This window comes from Magnetococcales bacterium (assembly GCA_015231175.1).
Classification (GTDB): domain Bacteria; phylum Pseudomonadota; class Magnetococcia; order Magnetococcales; family DC0425bin3; genus HA3dbin3.
Map to the genome: position 1 here is coordinate 1 of JADGBZ010000040.1, position 16,736 is coordinate 16,736.

The window sequence follows — 16,736 nt, forward strand, 5'->3', positions numbered from 1 at the left end:
TCGCCATTATCTTTTCCTCCAATACGGGATCAATCCCATGGGTCTTCCGCTTCCGGTTGTTTCGCCAGAAGCATTGCCGGGTAGCCAAGCACGGACAGGATAACCGCTGAAAGCATCTAAGCGGGAAGCCCCCCTCGAGATGAATTCTCCCTATGAGACTCGTGGCAGACTACCACGTTGATAGGCCGGAGGTGTAAGCGCAGTAATGTGTTGAGCTGACCGGTACTAATCAGTCCATTGGCTTTATATCCAAGACCAAAGAACACGCCATGCCCATTCCACCCAGTTGTCCAGGAACCTGAAAAGTTTCTTCCTGGTGGCCATTGCGAGGGGGTCACACCCGATACCATTCCGAACTCGGAAGTTAAGTCCCTCAGCGCCGATGATACTGCATCTTAAGGTGTGGGAAAGTAGGACACTGCCAGGAAGTTTATCCGGCGCTGGGACCGTCGGCAAGTCGGTCCCAGCGGCCCGTTTGACGCGGGATGGAGCAGTCCGGTAGCTCGTCGGGCTCATAACCCGAAGGTCGGAGGTTCAAATCCTCCTCCCGCAACCAATGACAAGAAAAAGACCCTGCAATATCGTGTTGCGGGGTTTTTTGTTGTCCAAAGCCTGCCTGTCCGTCCTTATGAAATTTGCCGCAATCGATATCGGTTCCAACGCTGTCCGCCTGCTGATATCCAACGTCTATGATGTTGGCAGTGAGGTGCCGACTGTGCGTAAGGCCGATCTCTACCGGGTGCCGGTACGCCTGGGTGATGATGCCTTCCACCTGGGGCTGATTTCCCTTGAGCTTGCCGACAGCCTGGTCCAGGCCATGATAGGATTCCAGCACATCATGCGCTCTGTTGGCACTCAGGATTATATGGCCTGTGCCACCTCCGCCCTGCGTTCGGCGAGCAATGGAGTGTCCTTGACGGATCGGATTGCACAAGAGACCGGGATACGTATCGAGATCATCGATGGCGCCCGTGAGGCGGAATTGATTGCCCTGAATCGGTTGGATGGGAGTTTCAGCGACGGATATTATTTGTACATCGACGTCGGCGGAGGCAGCACCGAGTTGACCTTGTTGGAAAACAATCGTCCTCTCGTTGCGCGTTCGTTCAACGTTGGCACGGTCCGGCTCAAAGGAGGGTTGGTCAAGGAGGGTGTCTGGCGGGAGATGCAATCCTGGACCCGGGACGTTTGTGGCCATAGGCCGGATCTGCGCGCCATTGGATCGGGCGGGAACATCAACAAACTCTTCAAAATGACCCGGCAGCGCCAGGATTTGCCGTTATCACGCAACAAACTGGGGCAACTCCACAAGCACTTGTCGAGTCTGACGCAGGAAGAACGGATGATCCAGTTGGGACTGAAGCCAGACCGGGCCGACGTGATTGTCCTGGCCAGTGAGATTTTTTTGAAGGTGACCAAATGGGCCAGGATACAAAAAATATTCGTCCCCCAGATTGGTTTGGCGGACGGCATGATTCATGAGTTGTACCGCCGTTGGGTGACGAACAAATAAACATCCATTCCGTGGTGTCGTTCAGGCCTGAATCATGGATCGTAGTTGACAAGAAGCAGCTCCCCCTGGGCCAAGGTTTTGCTGTTTCGGCTGATGGCGACAGTGACTCTTTTGCACGTCCCAGCCACGGCAGAGGGGCAGGCCGCGCTCTCATCGTCAACTACCGTGATGGTTCGAACAAAACTGTCCGTCAGGTTGGTGCTGCTGCTGTTCGGAATGGCCGCGAAGCCGTTGTGTTGACGTATCGAGGAGATGGACTCCAATCCTGCCTGCATGAGCTCCGATGCTTGTTGGATGCGGACTGTCTGGCTTGGATTTTCCAGCGCCTGGCCAATGGCCCCGGCAAAACCGGACATGATGATGCCAATGGTCAGAATCAAAATGATCAGCTCGACGTAAGAAACACCAGCCTCATGGAGCCTTGGCTGGAAAAGGTCATGGAGACGGTTGATTTGATTTTTGGATTTATCGATGGCGTTCATGGTACGACTACCGATCCGGATTCTGCCCGTACGTTGATGGAGATGGTTTGGTTGCCAGTGGTCAGGGTCTTGACACCGGCGTTGGTGGGTTGGCCCAGACCATTGAAAACAATCGGGTATGTTCCACCAATGGTGACGCCGCTCAGGGTTGCCTGGGATAGCAGGCCGGCAGTGTCTGCACTGGTCGTGATGGTGTAGGAACTCCCGTTGACATTGACTTGATAGGATGCGCCACGGTTCATGGCCAGGGTCTGGGCATAGCGTATATCCTGGGCAAACTGTTCGGCCTTGGCCCGCAGGGAGATGTTGCCTTGAGAAAAGGTGACATAACCGGAGGAGGTCAGGATACCGATTGTCAGGACCATGATGAGCAGTTCGACCAGAGAGAGTCCGGATTCGTCACGCATGGCAGTCACCTTGTCCCGGTTTCAAAACTCCCCGCCAATCATCCACAACTGGCCGTGGTGGTGCGCACTGTGACGGTGTACGTCGTTGCCCCCTGGCTATGTCTGACAGTGCAGTAGAGATAACCGGTTGGAGGAGCACCTCCACCAGTGCCCCAGGTAAAATCGTTTAACGTGACGTTTTGGAGTAAATCTCTCGCAGCAGTACAATTGGTGACCGTGGCAAAGTTGACGGGTAGATCCCCCATTTCACAACGGACCCGGTAGTTGGCTGCGGCGGCCACCATGGCTCCGGCCACGCTGTTGGCCACCGAGTCGCCAGCCGCAGGTGAAACGTTTCCTGTGTTGGTGATGGCCACTCCGGCCAGAACACCCAACACCGTAATGACCACGATCGCTTCAACCAGGGAAAAGCCTCTGCACTTCTTGGTGTTCATGGCAGTCGCCTTATGGTTCATGGTTTGTCAAGAAAAACAGGGTGATCATGGTGTAGCTTGTATGGCGCCGCACAGTGTGTCTGGATTCTGGTTGTTGGCGGTCGCGACGTTGCGGCAACCGGTTTGGGTTTGCAGGGCTCTGTTTTCATATGCTGCGGAGTTGTCCCTGGCCAGATCAAACAGATTACCAAAATTTTGTACGGCGATGGAGGCCAGGATCCCGATAACAAGAAGGACGATCAGGAGTTCGACCAGGGTAAATCCCCGTTTTTTCAGGCCATGCAGTTTCCTGTTTTCATGATCGTTGTCTGTTTTCACGGTTCACCCCTATGTATTCCTGAGATCATGGGCCGGGAGAGCGTGAATGGGTTTTCCCAGGTCAAGGATAGCCTGTCACGATAGTCTCAACATCCATGCCATATTGCAGCATGTATCCCATAGTGTTGTTTTTCCTTTTTTATTTGGGTATGAATGCGAAACTCAGGCGTTTGTTTCCAGGATGGGGGTGGACAGTGTCAACAGTGGATGACATTGGAGTGTAGTTAATCGTGTACAGTCAATGATCGTGGTGTATTGTTTTTTTCTTGCCATCCATGCGGGTGCAGGGTGATTTCAGGGCAAAACGTGAGAGGGAGGGGATGACGTGTCCGACTTGTTGCAGGCATGCAGAGAAGACGTTGTGGCTCGACAATTAAGGGCAGCGCAACTCTTGGACAGGTATGGCGTGTATGGACACTTTTACCAACTATCCTGGAACGGCGCCGAGTTGCCATGCCGCTCGTTGTTGGAGCTGGTGGCGCATGACTGCGTGCCAAGCCATCCCAACGCGCTGCTCCAGCGCCAAGCCGACGTTGTGGCAGTCATGATGAACCCGGGTTCATCCAGACCGTTGGGCACCCGCCATGCTCCGCCACAGGTTGTCGGAAAACCCCCATCCCTTCAGGGTTATCACCTGGTACCGACCCGTCCCGACAACACCCAATACCAGATCATGCGCATCATGGCGGCCCGTGGCTGGAAGCACGCCCGGATTCTGAACCTGTCGGATCTGCGGGAACCAAAAAGTCCACTTTTTCTCCAGAAGGTTGCAGAGATCAATCAGGGCGATGCCGCCGGTGCGTTGCACTCGATATTCCACCCTGGCCGGAAAGAGGAACTCGCCTCGTTGCTGGGCGGGGTTGGTCAGACTCCGGTCATTGCGGGGTGGGGTCGACATCCATCCCTGTTGCCTTTGGCGATCCGCTGTCTTGATCGCCTGCGGGGGCACGCGCTGCTCGGGGTGCCTGTGGCTGGGGAGACGCGGCTCTTTGCCCATCCCAGCCCCATGTTGCAGCGTGCGAAGGATGCTTGGTTGGACGCCGTCCTGATGCAATCGACTCAGCTCGGAGCCGGATAACGAATGCCCGTACCGCCCAGACCACAATATCCTTGGGGATTCTTGGCCAGGTATTGTTGATGATACCCTTCGGCAAAGTAGAATTCGGGGGCTTGAAGGATCTCGGTGGTGATCGTACCCAATCTGACCTGGTGCAGGAGGGATTGGACAATCTCCCTGGAGGTCAGGGCGGCAGCGGCTTGTTGTTCCGTGGTCGTATAAATACCTGAGCGGTATTGAGTTCCCAGATCATTCCCCTGGCGCATCCCCTGCGTGGGATCATGCGACTCCCAAAAAATTTGCAACAGCTGGTGATAGCTGATCACCCTGGGATCGTAGACCACCTGCACCACCTCATTGTGCCCGGTCATGCCGGTACACACTTCGTGGTAGGTGGGGTTGGGAGTGAAACCTCCCGCATACCCGACAGCAGTGACATGCACAGCGCCGGTTTCCCAGAAACGCCGCTCCGCCCCCCAGAAGCACCCCATGCCGAATAAAGCGATTTCCATGTTGGCAGGATAGGGGGGGAGCAGGGCATGACCGGTGACATGGTGCCGGGTAGGGATTGTCATGGATTGTTCTCTGCCGGGCAGGGCGGCGTCGGGAGATGGTAACAACATCTTCATCTTCCAATACATGGTACACCTCATTCCATTATTGAGCCAGAGAGTTTGAATGCTGCAAGACCCTTGTCAGGGGACAATGGACTGAACGATACGGTTGCTGTTGCGCGTGCGGGCAAAGGCATCCAAACTATCCTGAAGGGCCAGGGATTGAGGATTGATGATCGTGGTCGTTTCCGACAGGTCACTCTCCCGATCACCATCCTTTTCACCAGGCATGCGACGCAACTCCTGCAACAGAATGGCATTGGTGCGGCGAATCTTGCGTGCCAGGATGACGGTCAGGTTTCGCATGATCTCCAAACCCAGGGAAGGATGCAGCGAGAAATATTTTTGGGTTGGAACGCGCTCCAAACCATAGACCTCAAGGGACTCATCTGCAACTGCCGTGCCACTGCGCGGGGCCTGATCCAGGAAGGCCATTTCGCCAAAAATATCAGGCCCGCGGATGGGTATTTCCTTTTGGCTGTCGGTTCCCTTGGCCAGAAGAATGCGGACCCGGCCAGCGGGGAGGATAAAAATTTCACTGCCAACGGCACCCTCGGCAAAAATTTCCTCACCAGGTCGAAACCGTGTCAAGCTGGCACAAGCTTGCAGAAGACTGTCGATTTCCGAGCGTTCTATACCACGGAACAGCCTGATATCCTGGACTTTATTCAGATTGAAATGCACGGAATCACCCGCCTTTCATGCCCATCGCTTTGCCCATGCTCCACATTGGCATGAAAATGCCGAGAGCCAGGAGCAGGATGATGCCTCCCATCGCTCCCATGAGGATGGGTTCGATGAGGGCGCTTAAATTTTTGACCGAGTAGGCCACCTCACGTTCATAATAGATGGCAACGGATTGCATCATTTCATCGGTACGTCCGGTTTCGTCGCCGACGGCGAGCATTTGCAGAACCAGGCGGGTGAACATGCCGCTGGAACGGGCCGCCTGCAAGACGCTCTCCCCGCGATTGATGCGGCGTTGCATCTCCTGGATACCGGTCTCCAGGAGGGCGTTGTCGAGGGAACCGCCGACAATGTTCAACGATTGGTCGGCGGGCATGCCGGAACGCAAACACATGGCGAAGGTTCGGGCAAAACGCGCCAGAGTGGCCTGTTCAACGATTTTACCAATGATGGGTATGCGCAACTTGTTGCGATCCCACCAGAGTCGACCGGATGGGGTATCGATATATTTGCGGAAACCAACAATGAGCACGACGATGCCGAAGATCATGGCTGGGCCGTGCTGGATGGTAAAGTTGGAAGTGGTGACCAGCAAACGGGTCTGCCAGGGAAGTTCCGCCCCCAATTGTTTGAACAGTTTATCAAAGGAAGGGACTACAAAATAGTTGAGCAGATAGACCACGATGAACATGACGCTCACCACGATGGCGGGATAACGCAGGGCGCTCTTGATCTGCTGACGAGTCTCTTTGTCCACCTCCTGGAATTCATACAGCTGCTTCATCGATTCAGCCAACCGTCCCGAGGTTTCGCCGACACGGACAATATTCACGAAAAGCCGGGGGAACACCTTGGGATGGACGGCCATGGACGAGGCGATATCCTTGCCGGATTCCAGGTCGGCGGCGACGGCTTCCAGGGCATCCTTCAGGCGTTGGTTGCCGGTTGATTCACGCAAATTCTGGATGGCACGGACCACAGGAATACCGGCATCCAACAGAGTGTAGATTTGGCGACAAAACTGGATCCGGTCATCGTCTTTGGGCCATCCGCCACCGAAGGTGAGGCCCTGACTGGCTGCCACCTCCTTGATCTCCACCGGGGCGATGCCCTGGGCAATGAGCTGTTCAACCAACCGGTTGCGATCGGCGCCGGTCATTTCACCGCGCACGGCTTCGCCCTGCGTATTGCGTCCCGTGTACGAGAAGCGTGGCATCAGGTGGCTCCTGGGGTGGTTGAGGCGGTCGGGTTGGCAGGAGTTGGGGGCGGGGAGGCGTATGTTTTGGATGCAGATCGTGGCGCCTGCTCGGGTGCGGGACAGAGCCGAATGGCCTCCGCAAGAGCCGTGCGCCCGGCGTGGGCATAGCGGGCGGCGACGACATGCAGGGGCTCAAAGTCGCTCTGTTGCTGGGTGGCGGCCAGAAATCCCCGCGTATCTCCTGCCCGAAGATGATTGGACAGTTCGGTGTTCATCTCCAGCAACTCGATCACCGCCAGACGCCCTCGGAAGCCGCTTTCATTGCACTTGGCACATCCTTTCCCTTCGATCAAACCTTCCCCCATGTTGGGGATCTCGGGGAGGCGTGCCAACCAATCCCTTTCCTTTTCGGTGAGTTGGTGTGGTGAAGCACAGTCGGGACAGACGCGGCGAACCAGGCGTTGCGACAGGATGGCCAACAGGGAGTCGGCCACGGCATACCCTTCGATACCCATGTCGATCATACGCACCGGAGTGCGTGCGGCGTCGTTGGTGTGAAGGGTGGAGAGGACAAGATGCCCGGTCAATGCTGCACGCACGGCGATTTCCGCTGTCTCCCGATCACGCATCTCTCCCACCAGGATGACATCCGGATCCTGGCGCAGGGCGGTGCGCAGCACTGTGGCAAAATTCCAGCCGATCTTGCTCATCACCTGGACCTGATTGACCCGTGGGAGGCGGTATTCGACCGGATCCTCGACCGTGATCAATTTTCGGTCCGGGGTATTGAGTTCGTTCAGGGCGCCATAGAGGGTGGTGGTTTTTCCCGATCCTGTGGGTCCGGTCACCAGAATCATGCCGTGCGGGTGGGAGAGCAGACGGCGGATGCGTTCCAGATATTCAGGGGGCAGGCCAATGGCTTCCAGACTCAGATTGTTGTGGGATTGATCCAGGAGGCGCATGACCACCGACTCCCCCCCCTGGGTGGGCATGGTCGAGACGCGCACATCCATGTGTTTGTCCCGCACCGTGATGTGAAAACGTCCATCCTGGGCCAGGCGGCGTTCGGAGATCTCCATGCCGCCCATCAACTTGATTTTGGAAATCAAGGCCGGTGCAATGCGTTTCATGTTCAGGATGCGTTCCACCAGGCTGCCATCGATGCGCTGGCGAATGCGTAACACATGCTGGTCAGGTTCGATGTGAATGTCGGATGCACCCATGCGAACGGCATCATCGAACAGGGATTGGATGATCTTGACCACAGGGGCGTCGGAGCTGATGCCCAGGGCGCCATCGGCACTCTCATCCTCGCCGGATTTGGCTACCTCTTCCGCCAGCTCTTCGGCAAAATTTTGCAGGGCCGCTTCGTTGCGATAATGCTGGTTGAGGCCGCGTTGCAGGTCGTCATGGTTGACCACCGACAACACCACGGGACGCCGCAACAGGTCGGTGATCTCATCGGAGGCATAAAGATCGGTGGGATCGGACATGCCCACCAAAACCCCCCATGGCGTATCCATCAGGACGATGACGTTGAAACGCCGCGACACCTCCTCGGGAATCAGACGAACCGTCTCCGGATTCAAGTGAAAGGTTTTCAGGTCCACGACCAGCAATTCAAAGCGCATGGTCAAAAACCGGAACAGGCTCTCTTCCCACACCTGACCGAGCGCCGTGACCCCCGCACCGGCCTTGCGTGGATCCTTCGGGCTGTTTTGTACCAATGTTTCGGTCAGGGTGTTGACAGGAAAGTGACTCTCGTTTTCTACCAGCAGGTCACCCACCCTCAAGGTATCCAAATCTTTTGGAGAGAAAGCGATTGCCGCCGCACCCAACAGCCCGGGCAGGGACTCCGCAGGCAGAAATCCCAACGTCAACACGGACCGCCCATCACTGGTTGTTCCGTGGTCGCTGAGGATCAAGACCTGTTGCAGCTGTTCCTGGGTGACATTCATGTTGTCATGGATGGACGGATAGGCAGGGTGACATCAATTCCACTCGGGTGGCACCGCAACCGAGGAGGAGGTTGGACTTTCTACAAGTGTTGGTTTGATTAGGATCACCAGCTCCGTTTTGGTTTTCTGGTCACGGGCCTGCTTGAACAGATTGCCGAGCAGGGGCAGATCTCCCAGAATGGGAACCTGACCATGGTCCTGTTGAAACTCCTCGGTCATCAATCCCCCAATCACGACGATTTCGCCATTGCGGGCGCGGACGACGCTGTCCGATTCCCGGGTCGAGTTGCTGGCCAGACTGAAGGTTTGCCCGCCGAGGGGGGTGGGTTTGCCCGTCACACGATAGATGGAGGGGTGGATATGCATGGTGATCGTGCCATCCTCGCCGATGCGAGGGACGACATCCAGGGCGACCCCGGAAAAAAATTGCGAAATGGTAAAATTGGTGCTGGAGCCGGAGGTGGTGGTTGCGGCTGTCTGCACGACGTTGGTCACGTAAAAATCGTCCGTACCCACCTTGATGACCGCTTTTTGGCTGTTGAGGGTCGAAATGCGCGGACTGGAGAGGACATGGACCTTCCCTTGCGACTCCAGCAATTCGAGAAAACCCTGGAAATCATGAAGTTGAATGCCCAGACCGATGACTCCTCCGAACGCTGAGTAGGGTACCTGCAAGACCCCATTGGCAGTGGCGGAAACGGACCCTTGCGGGTATTGTCCGATGGGTAGCGTACCGCTGATGGAGTAAAGATCGGAGGGACGGTTTAGCGGATTGAGCAGCGTTCCGCCTCCGGTTTGACCGATGGTCATCCCCTTGTTCGATCCCAGACGGACGAGAGATGCCCAATTGATGCCGCTTTGCGACCCGGAGTTGAGCTGCACTTCGACGACCTTGGCCTCCAGGACGACCTGCCGTTCCAGGGTGCTCTGCATGATGCCCAAAATTTTTTCCAGTCTCTGCAACTCCGACGGCAACGCTCGTGCCGTAACCAGGCCGGTTTGCCGGCTGACGCCGATGCTGCGTTCCAGACCATCCCCGCCGGTACCGGAACAGGCAAGCCGGCTACCTCCTGTACCGCCCGTCGTCGAAGAGGCCGATGATGACGCAGAGGGGGACGATCCACTTCCGGATCCTTGCCCTGACGAGGCGCCCGACCCGCCACTCTGGCCAGACGAGGAGGCGCCGCTCCCTGATTGGGATAGTCCAAGGGTCGCACAAACCACGTCGGTCAACTCTTGCCAAAAGTCACTGTGAAAATGGGTATCCAGCTGGGTACCCACCGTACTTTGCTGTTGGGCCGATGTTTGTGATGACGACGAGGAAGAGGAGGAGGCAGAACCACCCTGGGTCTGACCGGAGGCAACCCGCAGAGAGGAAGATCCGTTACGGCTCATGTCCGGGTAGTGAACCCGGAACGTTTTCGTTGTCATCTGTTTCGGGAGAATGACGAAACCACGCCGCAGATTTTGACAATCGAAGTTGTGCATGCGGCAGATGATGTTCACCGTCTCTTTGACGGTCACCTGCTTCAAGTTCAGAGAGAGGTTCCCTTCAACCTTTGGGTCGATGACCAGGCTGTAGGGTGTCCCGGCGACCAACCCCTCCAGGACGGAGCGGACTGGCGCCTCGGAGACCTGGATATCAAAAACCTGTTCCGGTTCCACATCTGCTTCTTTGGCGGGGATGGGCTGGGCAGTCTGGAGTTCTGATGGGGTTGCCTGGGCAGGCTGGGTCTGTTTTTGGAACAGATCCTTGGCGCTCTCGATTTGTTCCTGGAATTCAGGGGGAGGGGGGTGGGATTGACACCCGCTCAACCCAAGGATCATCAGGCCACAGACCCACATGGCCAGGGGGGGGCGCAGGGGCTGGGTTCCACCCTGTTTTGCAGGAGAGGGGTGGACCCATCGACTGCCTTGTACAGGTTTTTTTTTGTTCATGAGGCGTTCCTATGGCCGACATGTTTCTTGGGATCGGCCACCTGGATGGGGGCGGGCAGATCCAGGATGCGTTTATTGTGGATCAGGCGCACCTTTTTTGGGGTGATGGATTGGACCATGGCTCCGTCGATGCGGTCGCCACTCTGCACCAGGCCACCATTGATGATCGCCCATTTTCGCTCCTTGCTGACCAGCAAAAGCGACAAGGTAAAGGGGGGGGCTCCCTTTTTATTCTGCGTCATGGTGACTTTACCCGTCGGTGTTGTCGGGTCTTTCCAGGTCTCGGCTGCCTGAAGAGTTTGTAGGGGCAGGGTCATGCAGAACCCCATGGCCAGTAGGTGACGCACATCAGGCACCGATCAACTCCTCGTGCAGGCTCAGGGTGAAAATGGTCAGGTTGATTTGTGCCACGGGATGTTCCTTGACTGTCATATCCAGGGTGTCCCAGTAGAAGGTCCACGGCAAACCGCGCAGAGACTGGAGCAAACTCAAAGTGCTCAGGTAGTCGCTGGTAAAAGAGAGTTGCAGGGTATGCCGCCAGATGATGAGAGAAGGCTCTCCAGTGGGTTTTTCATCCTTGGGTTTGGCCTCTGTACCGCCTTTATGGGCACCCTGGGATTTGGCGTTGTTGACTTCATTGCCCAAACCGCCTTTTTCGGAGGTGGTTGTGGCGGCGGGTGTGTCCTTTTTCGGATTGACATCGATGGGCTGGGCAGGCAGCGTTTTGAGGCTGGTCAGGGTCACGCCGGGAGCGCTGCGCAACAGGGCGCCCAGGGCCAGGGTCATCTCCTGGGGCGACACCAACTTCCGCATGGCTTTTTTGACGTCCTCTTCCACGGATGTCAATTGTTGCCTATATCCTCCCAAACGGACATCCTCCTCCTTTTTGGCATCACGGTGACTATTACGCAAGCGTTCTCGTTGTGCAGTCAAATCGAGGATCGATTTTGTCAGGAGTGCCGTATCCTCCTGCAACTTGGCCCTCTCCAGCACAAGCGGACGCAGGACAAAGTTGTTGACCACCAGCCAGGGGAGCAGGATCAAGGCGCCCAAAATCATGCCTCTCTCCCGGCGGGTGAGGGCGTCGATGCGACCGGCCAGGGAGGAGATGGAGAGTTCGCTCATGGTTTCATCTCCGCCATGCGCTTGGTGCGCAGGGAAAAATGGATCCAATCTTCCAGTTCCTTTTTTTCCTGCGTGATGTGTAGAACATCAAATTTTGTATTTTGGAAGTTTTTGGCGCGACCCATGGATTCAACAAAAGCGGGCACCAATGCGGAGGATGTTCCTTTACCGGAAAAGCCGACGTCCCGACCGCCATCCCGGAACGAAATCTGGGTCAGCCAGATTCCAGGAATTGTATAGCGGGAAAGATCCTCCAGATATCCCGAGAATCCCTCCTGTTGCCCGAGTTTGTTGCCATTAAGGAATAGCAACAGACGTTGATGCAGGGATATTTTCTCGGCCACTTGCTGTAATTCATTCTCCAGGCGGACACGCAAGGCTTGATCAGCAGAGTTGTTGGCCAGTTGCATGACCTCTGCCTTGAGAGTTGCTTCCTGGCTGAAAACGTTGGCGTACTCCACCCGGATTTTTCCCGCTTGCCAGCGCAGCAAACCCACGACCCCCCCCAGGATGATGAAGGAGAGGAGTCCAAACAACATGATGGGCCTTCCCGACAGGAGATCTCGTTTGGGACGCAGCCTCTCCTCAAGCAGATTGACGGGTGAGCCGTTTTTGCGGAGCTGGCCGACGGCGGCTCCCAGGGCGGGCAGGGCCAGGGCCAGATTTTTTTCAGCTGGCACGCCGTCGGGGAAGTGAAAGACCTTGGCCAATTCGAGGGGCGTCACGGTCAGGCCCGGCAAAAGGGCGTCCAGGGCTGCCGTTAAACCGCTGATCGGATTTTCCGAAGGTGCGAGGGAGATCTTGTTGACGGTCATGTGCATGCGGGTGCGGATGTATTCCAGCGTGCGTTGCAACTCCACCGCCAGGGGTTCGAGGCCCAGGGCCAGGGCTTTGTCACGACCGCCTGTTTCGCCACGCAGGTGATCACCGATGCGTTCCGTGCCCACTTTGATGCGCCGGGAAAATACGGCCTCCCCATCCCGAATGGCCATGACCTGGGTATCCTGCGGACCCACATGCAGCAGAACCATCTCTCCGGCGGCCCCTTCTCCCATGAGGGCGGCTATATGGCGCAGCGCCGATTCATGGGCATCCACGGCGAGGAGATGTATTTGCAGCCGGGTGGCCATGGCACTCAGCCGCAAGACCTCCTCCTGGTTGGCAACGAAGACGTTGACCATGTTCTTCTCCGCCGCATCATCCCGCTTCCGGGTTGGGACGGGTTGCACGGCCACCACGGCGTTTTCCACCGGGAAATCAATCCTATCCCGAACTCTCCAGCGCATGATGGAGCCCAACTCGGCAGCGGGGGCGTTGGCCGACTCTTCCAGGAAGGTCCGGTATTGACTTGGTGTCAGGGTAGCCACACCCGTACACCGCGTGATGCGTTTCTGCCGCAGGACGGATTGCAGACGCCCGGCGCTGTCTCCTTCCAGTGGGGCAATCTCACAAATGTTGACGGCCAACTGTCCGGTGGCTTGAGCCTCGATCTGCACCAACACCCAACAGTCAGGCCATTGTGCCAGACCAAAGACGCCCCCTTTGTGGCGACCGGCCTTGCCTTTGCTGCCCGACCACCACGATCGCCGCTGGATCGGGGGTTGTGCGGGCTCTTGCCCGGTTGGTGGGTTGTGGACCATGGGTTCTCTCCTGAAAGACTGGGATGGAGGTCCAGGAGGAAGGGCTGTGCCCTTCCACTGGTGGGGTTCGGGGCGAAGCCCTGACAAAGGCCTGCATGTCCAGGTTTTTCTTGATAGGGCGCCGAATCGTTACCCTGGAAGACTCTTCCCGGCAGATGATATCATCACTGCGGCATCAGCGCCTTGCCTCTCATCTGGAAATTTTATGTCCGATTTGCACGATTTGCAGCGGGAGTTGCACCAGCTCGAAAATTTTTTGGAGCAGGTGCAACGTTCCTGGACCCTCGACGACCAGGAGTCCCTGTTGCAGTTCTACGTTGACATCCTGCCGGTGTTGATCGGCGCGGAACGATGTTCCATTTTTTTTGTCGATTTGTCCCGGCGCAATGTTTGGTTGAAGAGTGGTACGGGATTGAGATTTCGCCAGATTGAAGCTCCCTTGGAGGGGAGTGTCGTCGGGCGCGCCGTTTCCTCGGGAAGATGTGTCATCGACAACAACCTGGAGCGGCAGGCCGGATTTCATACCCGGACAGATGCCGAAACCGGTTTTGTCACCCGCAATCTGATCTGTGTTCCCGTGCAGAGCCGGGTGGGACCGGAGGTCACCGCCGTGGTGGAGCTTTTGAACAAGACCACGCCCGAGGGGTTCACCGACAGCGACCAGCAACGAATCCTGGCCATGGTTCGGCACCTCTCCGTGGTGATCGACAATATTCGCATCCATTCAGATATTCTGACTGTTTCCAAACAGATCAACGACACGCTGCGTGGCATGAGTCCGGCACTCTTGAGCAAAGGAAACATCGTGGCGGAAAGCCGGGCCATGCAGGAAGTTTTGGCTTTTGCCCGTTCAGTGGCCGAGACGCCGGTCAATATTTTCATCAGCGGCGAGAATGGCACCGGCAAGGAGGTGATCTCCCGTTTGATTCATGATTTGAGCCCTGCCAGAGAGAAGCCCTTTGTGGCCGTCAACTGTGCATCCATTCCGGAAAACCTTATGGAGAGCGAGTTTTTCGGGTACGAAAAAGGGGCCTTTACCGGGGCTATGACGATGCGCAAAGGCCGATTTGAAGAAGCCGATGGGGGCACCTTGTTTTTGGACGAAATCGCCGATCTGCCCCAGGCCATCCAGCCTAAATTTCTCCGGGTTCTCCAGGAGGGGGAGGTGACCCGTTTGGGCAGCAACAAGGTGAACCGGTTCCAGTTTCGCATCATCAGCGCCACCAACAAGGATTTGCGGCAGGAGGTGGCCAAGGGGCGGTTCCGCGAGGATCTCTACTACCGGCTTTTTTCCGTGGAGGTTCACATCCCCCCGTTGCGGGAACGAACCGAAGAGATTCTCCCCCTGGCGGAAGCGTTTTTGCGGGAGACCAGCCGCCGGTTTCAAAAGCAGGTCGGGGGGTTCTCCTCCGAGGTGATACATCTTTTCGAGAGCTACCACTGGCCCGGCAATGTCCGTCAACTGCGCCGCGAGGTCGAACGGCTTCTCACCCTGACTCCCGAGCGCGGGATCATGCAGCCGGAGAGTTGTTCTTTGGAGTTGCGCCAGAGTGGCCATGGGGTTTCCCGTCTGGGATCGGAGGTTGCGCGGGGAGAGGGAGGGCATGAGACGGGAGCAGGTGCGTTGTCGCTTACGGGAGATGCCGTCTCGTCCGTGGGTTCTACTCTTTTTGTTCCTCCGGAAGCGACGGCTCCCCTGAAAGTTCAGTTGCAGACATGGGAACGGTACTGCATCGCGACGGCTCTACAAGCCAGTCATGGCAACCGGCAGGAGGCAGCGCGCCGACTGGGGATCACACGCCAGTGGCTGCATCGCAAAATGGGCCAGTACCAGCTCTGAGCAACGCATCGGGGGCCCGGGGGTCGGCTCCCGTTCATTCTTTGCAAAGGGCTTGCGCATCCTTCAGGATTTTTTTGGCGTTTTGCATGTATTGTTTCGCAAGCTGTGACTTGTCCTTGTCCTGGTCGCGCATTTGAATTTTTGAAAGTTGATTCATGATCTCGTTTATTTTACCTCGCCCCTCATCTTTTTTGCAGGTCGTCAGGATGGCGGTGATGGCGTTGTAAACTTCTACGGTGGACTCCATGATCTCGATGCGGAGTGATTCATACTGATACCACTCGTCGAACTCCTTCTTTTTTTGTGTTTGTTCGCTTTTGCGCTTGCGGGCGAGCAAGTCGATGTCTGTTGCCTGTTTTTGATAACACGCCGCATCTTCACATGCGGCTTGGGCTCCGGTTGGGGTTTGCAAAACCAACAGGGAAAGAACGCAGACTGATGCGAGTGGAAAGAGATTCGGTTTGATCATGGGGGGTGACCTGTTCTTGGTGGAAATTGTACATTTCAAACCCAAAGGCTCGCTACGGATTCTATGTCGTTTTCATGGGGATGTCACCCCTGTGAAGTGGCCGGTTTGCGGGGGCGCACGGCGTGTTTTGGGCTTTTTCCATGTAGAGGAGCCCCAGGGTTGCCAGGAGAGGGGATGTGCCAACGGGCAGTGTCAACAATCGTTGCGGAAAAGGTGGGTGTCTGAGGGGTGTGTGTACAAATGTATACGTTACATAAAAACGATCATTTACATTTTCCCTCAAATGGGAGAATTTTTTCCGACCTGCGGATGGAATGTGGAGAATGTCCCTGTTTAAATATTGAATTTAATGGTAATTATCTGAATGGCACGCGAATTGAAATGGGATAGTCAACGCCCTGGTGGGCAAACGGTTCCGGGAGCGTTTCCCGGGCCGATGTTACTTCAGCAGAAAATCCTCGTTAGAGGTACGGGAGAATGACCATGAAGACCATCAAACGCAAATCGGGTAAGGAAGAGGGTTTCACTTTGGTTGAGTTGTTGATCGTGATCTTGGTGATCGGTATCCTGGGCGGCATCGCGGTGTCCCAGTTCGGGAACCTGACCGGAACGGCCACTGCCAACGTCGACCAGCTCACGGACCAGACGGTGACGAAGTGGAATGCCTGCATTACCCAGGGCGAGGCTGCCGGGCAAACCTTCGCAGCACTGTCGGCTGCCAACGGACTCTGCGGTGTTGCCCCAACGGCGAGAGCGGGTGGGGTGGCTGCTTTGACACAGTGACGGTTGTTGCAGCAAAGTCCTGGCGCCTATCCTCCCGATAGGGGGCCGGATAGTCAAACCAGAACGGGATGAGGGGGGGTGTCTGGAGGCAACAGGGACACTCCCCCTTTCTGTTCCTGACAGATTAAAACCATGATTGTTTGTAACTATTCGGGTAACTTTCAGCACCCTTTTCAGCACCCTTTCAAGAAAAGCTTGGATATGAAAGCCTTTGTCAGGGCTTTGTCCCGAACCCCACCAGGACACCGTCTTAGGCCCCGCCAGGGAGCCGGC

General features: G+C 56.4%; 17 protein-coding genes, 1 tRNA gene and 2 rRNA genes. 7 read left to right on the forward strand and 13 right to left on the reverse strand.

All coding sequences use genetic code 11. From position 1 onward, the window contains the following. The 4 genes from HQL63_09720 to HQL63_09735 form a co-directional block, all read left to right on the forward strand. Nucleotides 1-250, forward strand: a 23S ribosomal RNA gene (locus tag HQL63_09720); the annotation flags it as partial. 62 nt (nt 251-312) lie between these two features. Continuing rightward, nucleotides 313-427: ribosomal RNA gene (gene rrf, locus HQL63_09725) — 5S ribosomal RNA — on the forward strand. Between the two features lie 52 nt (nt 428-479). Further along, nucleotides 480-556: transfer RNA gene (locus HQL63_09730), tRNA-Met, on the forward strand. Further along, nucleotides 557-1,513: an exopolyphosphatase gene (locus tag HQL63_09735; protein ID MBF0177109.1), complete on the forward strand. Its 957-nt coding sequence runs from the start codon at nt 557-559 to the stop codon at nt 1,511-1,513. 32 nt (nt 1,514-1,545) lie between these two features. Here the strand turns inward: HQL63_09735 and HQL63_09740 are convergent, their stop codons facing one another. From HQL63_09740 to HQL63_09755, 4 genes are read right to left on the reverse strand one after another with little or no spacing between them, the layout of a single operon-like run. Then, nucleotides 1,546-1,995 carry a hypothetical protein gene (locus HQL63_09740; GenBank protein ID MBF0177110.1) on the reverse strand — a complete coding sequence of 150 codons (450 nt, stop codon included), beginning with the start codon at nt 1,993-1,995 and terminating at the stop codon, nt 1,546-1,548. Then, nucleotides 1,992-2,402: a GspH/FimT family pseudopilin gene (locus tag HQL63_09745; GenBank protein ID MBF0177111.1), complete on the reverse strand. Its 411-nt coding sequence runs from the start codon at nt 2,400-2,402 to the stop codon at nt 1,992-1,994. The genes HQL63_09740 and HQL63_09745 overlap by 4 nt, the downstream gene beginning before the upstream one ends. Before the next feature lie 38 nt (nt 2,403-2,440). Continuing rightward, nucleotides 2,441-2,836, reverse strand: coding sequence for a type II secretion system protein (locus HQL63_09750; protein MBF0177112.1), 396 nt, complete (start codon nt 2,834-2,836; stop codon nt 2,441-2,443). A 45-nt stretch (nt 2,837-2,881) separates the two neighbouring features. Further along, the gene (locus HQL63_09755; GenBank protein MBF0177113.1) at nt 2,882-3,112 is read right to left on the reverse strand and encodes a prepilin-type N-terminal cleavage/methylation domain-containing protein; all 231 of its coding nucleotides are present in this window, start codon (nt 3,110-3,112) and stop codon (nt 2,882-2,884) included. 367 nt (nt 3,113-3,479) lie between these two features. Here HQL63_09755 and HQL63_09760 point away from each other — a divergent pair, with 367 nt between their 5' ends. Continuing rightward, nucleotides 3,480-4,232: a DUF1643 domain-containing protein gene (locus tag HQL63_09760; protein ID MBF0177114.1), complete on the forward strand. Its 753-nt coding sequence runs from the start codon at nt 3,480-3,482 to the stop codon at nt 4,230-4,232. Here HQL63_09760 and msrA read toward each other — a convergent pair. From msrA to HQL63_09800, 8 genes are read right to left on the reverse strand one after another with little or no spacing between them, the layout of a single operon-like run. Beyond that, nucleotides 4,214-4,852 (reverse strand): peptide-methionine (S)-S-oxide reductase MsrA, encoded by a 639-nt coding sequence (gene msrA / locus HQL63_09765; protein ID MBF0177115.1) that lies wholly within the window; start codon nt 4,850-4,852, stop codon nt 4,214-4,216. The two genes, HQL63_09760 and msrA, sit on opposite strands and share 19 nt — an antisense overlap. Nucleotides 4,853-4,906: 54 nt before the next feature. Further along, nucleotides 4,907-5,509 (reverse strand): cyclic nucleotide-binding domain-containing protein, encoded by a 603-nt coding sequence (locus HQL63_09770; protein MBF0177116.1) that lies wholly within the window; start codon nt 5,507-5,509, stop codon nt 4,907-4,909. 4 nt (nt 5,510-5,513) lie between these two features. Further along, nucleotides 5,514-6,728 carry a type II secretion system F family protein gene (locus HQL63_09775; protein ID MBF0177117.1) on the reverse strand — a complete coding sequence of 405 codons (1,215 nt, stop codon included), beginning with the start codon at nt 6,726-6,728 and terminating at the stop codon, nt 5,514-5,516. Then, the gene (locus HQL63_09780; protein MBF0177118.1) at nt 6,728-8,668 is read right to left on the reverse strand and encodes a type II/IV secretion system protein; all 1,941 of its coding nucleotides are present in this window, start codon (nt 8,666-8,668) and stop codon (nt 6,728-6,730) included. Before HQL63_09780 ends, HQL63_09775 begins: the two co-directional genes overlap by 1 nt. Nucleotides 8,669-8,701: 33 nt before the next feature. Then, entirely contained in the window at nt 8,702-10,606 is a 1,905-nt protein-coding gene (locus HQL63_09785; protein MBF0177119.1) for a secretin N-terminal domain-containing protein, read from the reverse strand. After that, on the reverse strand, nt 10,603-10,962 hold the full coding sequence (locus tag HQL63_09790) for a hypothetical protein (GenBank protein ID MBF0177120.1): 360 nt from the start codon (nt 10,960-10,962) through the stop codon (nt 10,603-10,605). Before HQL63_09790 ends, HQL63_09785 begins: the two co-directional genes overlap by 4 nt. Then, complete coding sequence (locus tag HQL63_09795) at nt 10,955-11,731, reverse strand: hypothetical protein (protein MBF0177121.1); 777 nt, start codon at nt 11,729-11,731, stop codon at nt 10,955-10,957. Before HQL63_09795 ends, HQL63_09790 begins: the two co-directional genes overlap by 8 nt. Next, on the reverse strand, nt 11,728-13,371 hold the full coding sequence (locus HQL63_09800) for a hypothetical protein (GenBank protein ID MBF0177122.1): 1,644 nt from the start codon (nt 13,369-13,371) through the stop codon (nt 11,728-11,730). Before HQL63_09800 ends, HQL63_09795 begins: the two co-directional genes overlap by 4 nt. Nucleotides 13,372-13,576: 205 nt before the next feature. Here HQL63_09800 and HQL63_09805 point away from each other — a divergent pair, with 205 nt between their 5' ends. Beyond that, nucleotides 13,577-15,211 (forward strand): sigma-54-dependent Fis family transcriptional regulator, encoded by a 1,635-nt coding sequence (locus HQL63_09805; protein ID MBF0177123.1) that lies wholly within the window; start codon nt 13,577-13,579, stop codon nt 15,209-15,211. A 34-nt stretch (nt 15,212-15,245) separates the two neighbouring features. On the opposite strand, the gene HQL63_09810 is transcribed toward HQL63_09805, so the two are convergent. Beyond that, a complete protein-coding gene (locus tag HQL63_09810; GenBank protein ID MBF0177124.1) occupies nt 15,246-15,680 on the reverse strand; it encodes a hypothetical protein in 435 nt (144 codons plus the stop codon). A 483-nt stretch (nt 15,681-16,163) separates the two neighbouring features. Between HQL63_09810 and HQL63_09815 the strand changes: the two genes are divergently transcribed. Next, on the forward strand, nt 16,164-16,463 hold the full coding sequence (locus HQL63_09815; GenBank protein MBF0177125.1) for a type II secretion system protein: 300 nt from the start codon (nt 16,164-16,166) through the stop codon (nt 16,461-16,463). Nucleotides 16,464-16,736 lie beyond the last annotated feature (273 nt).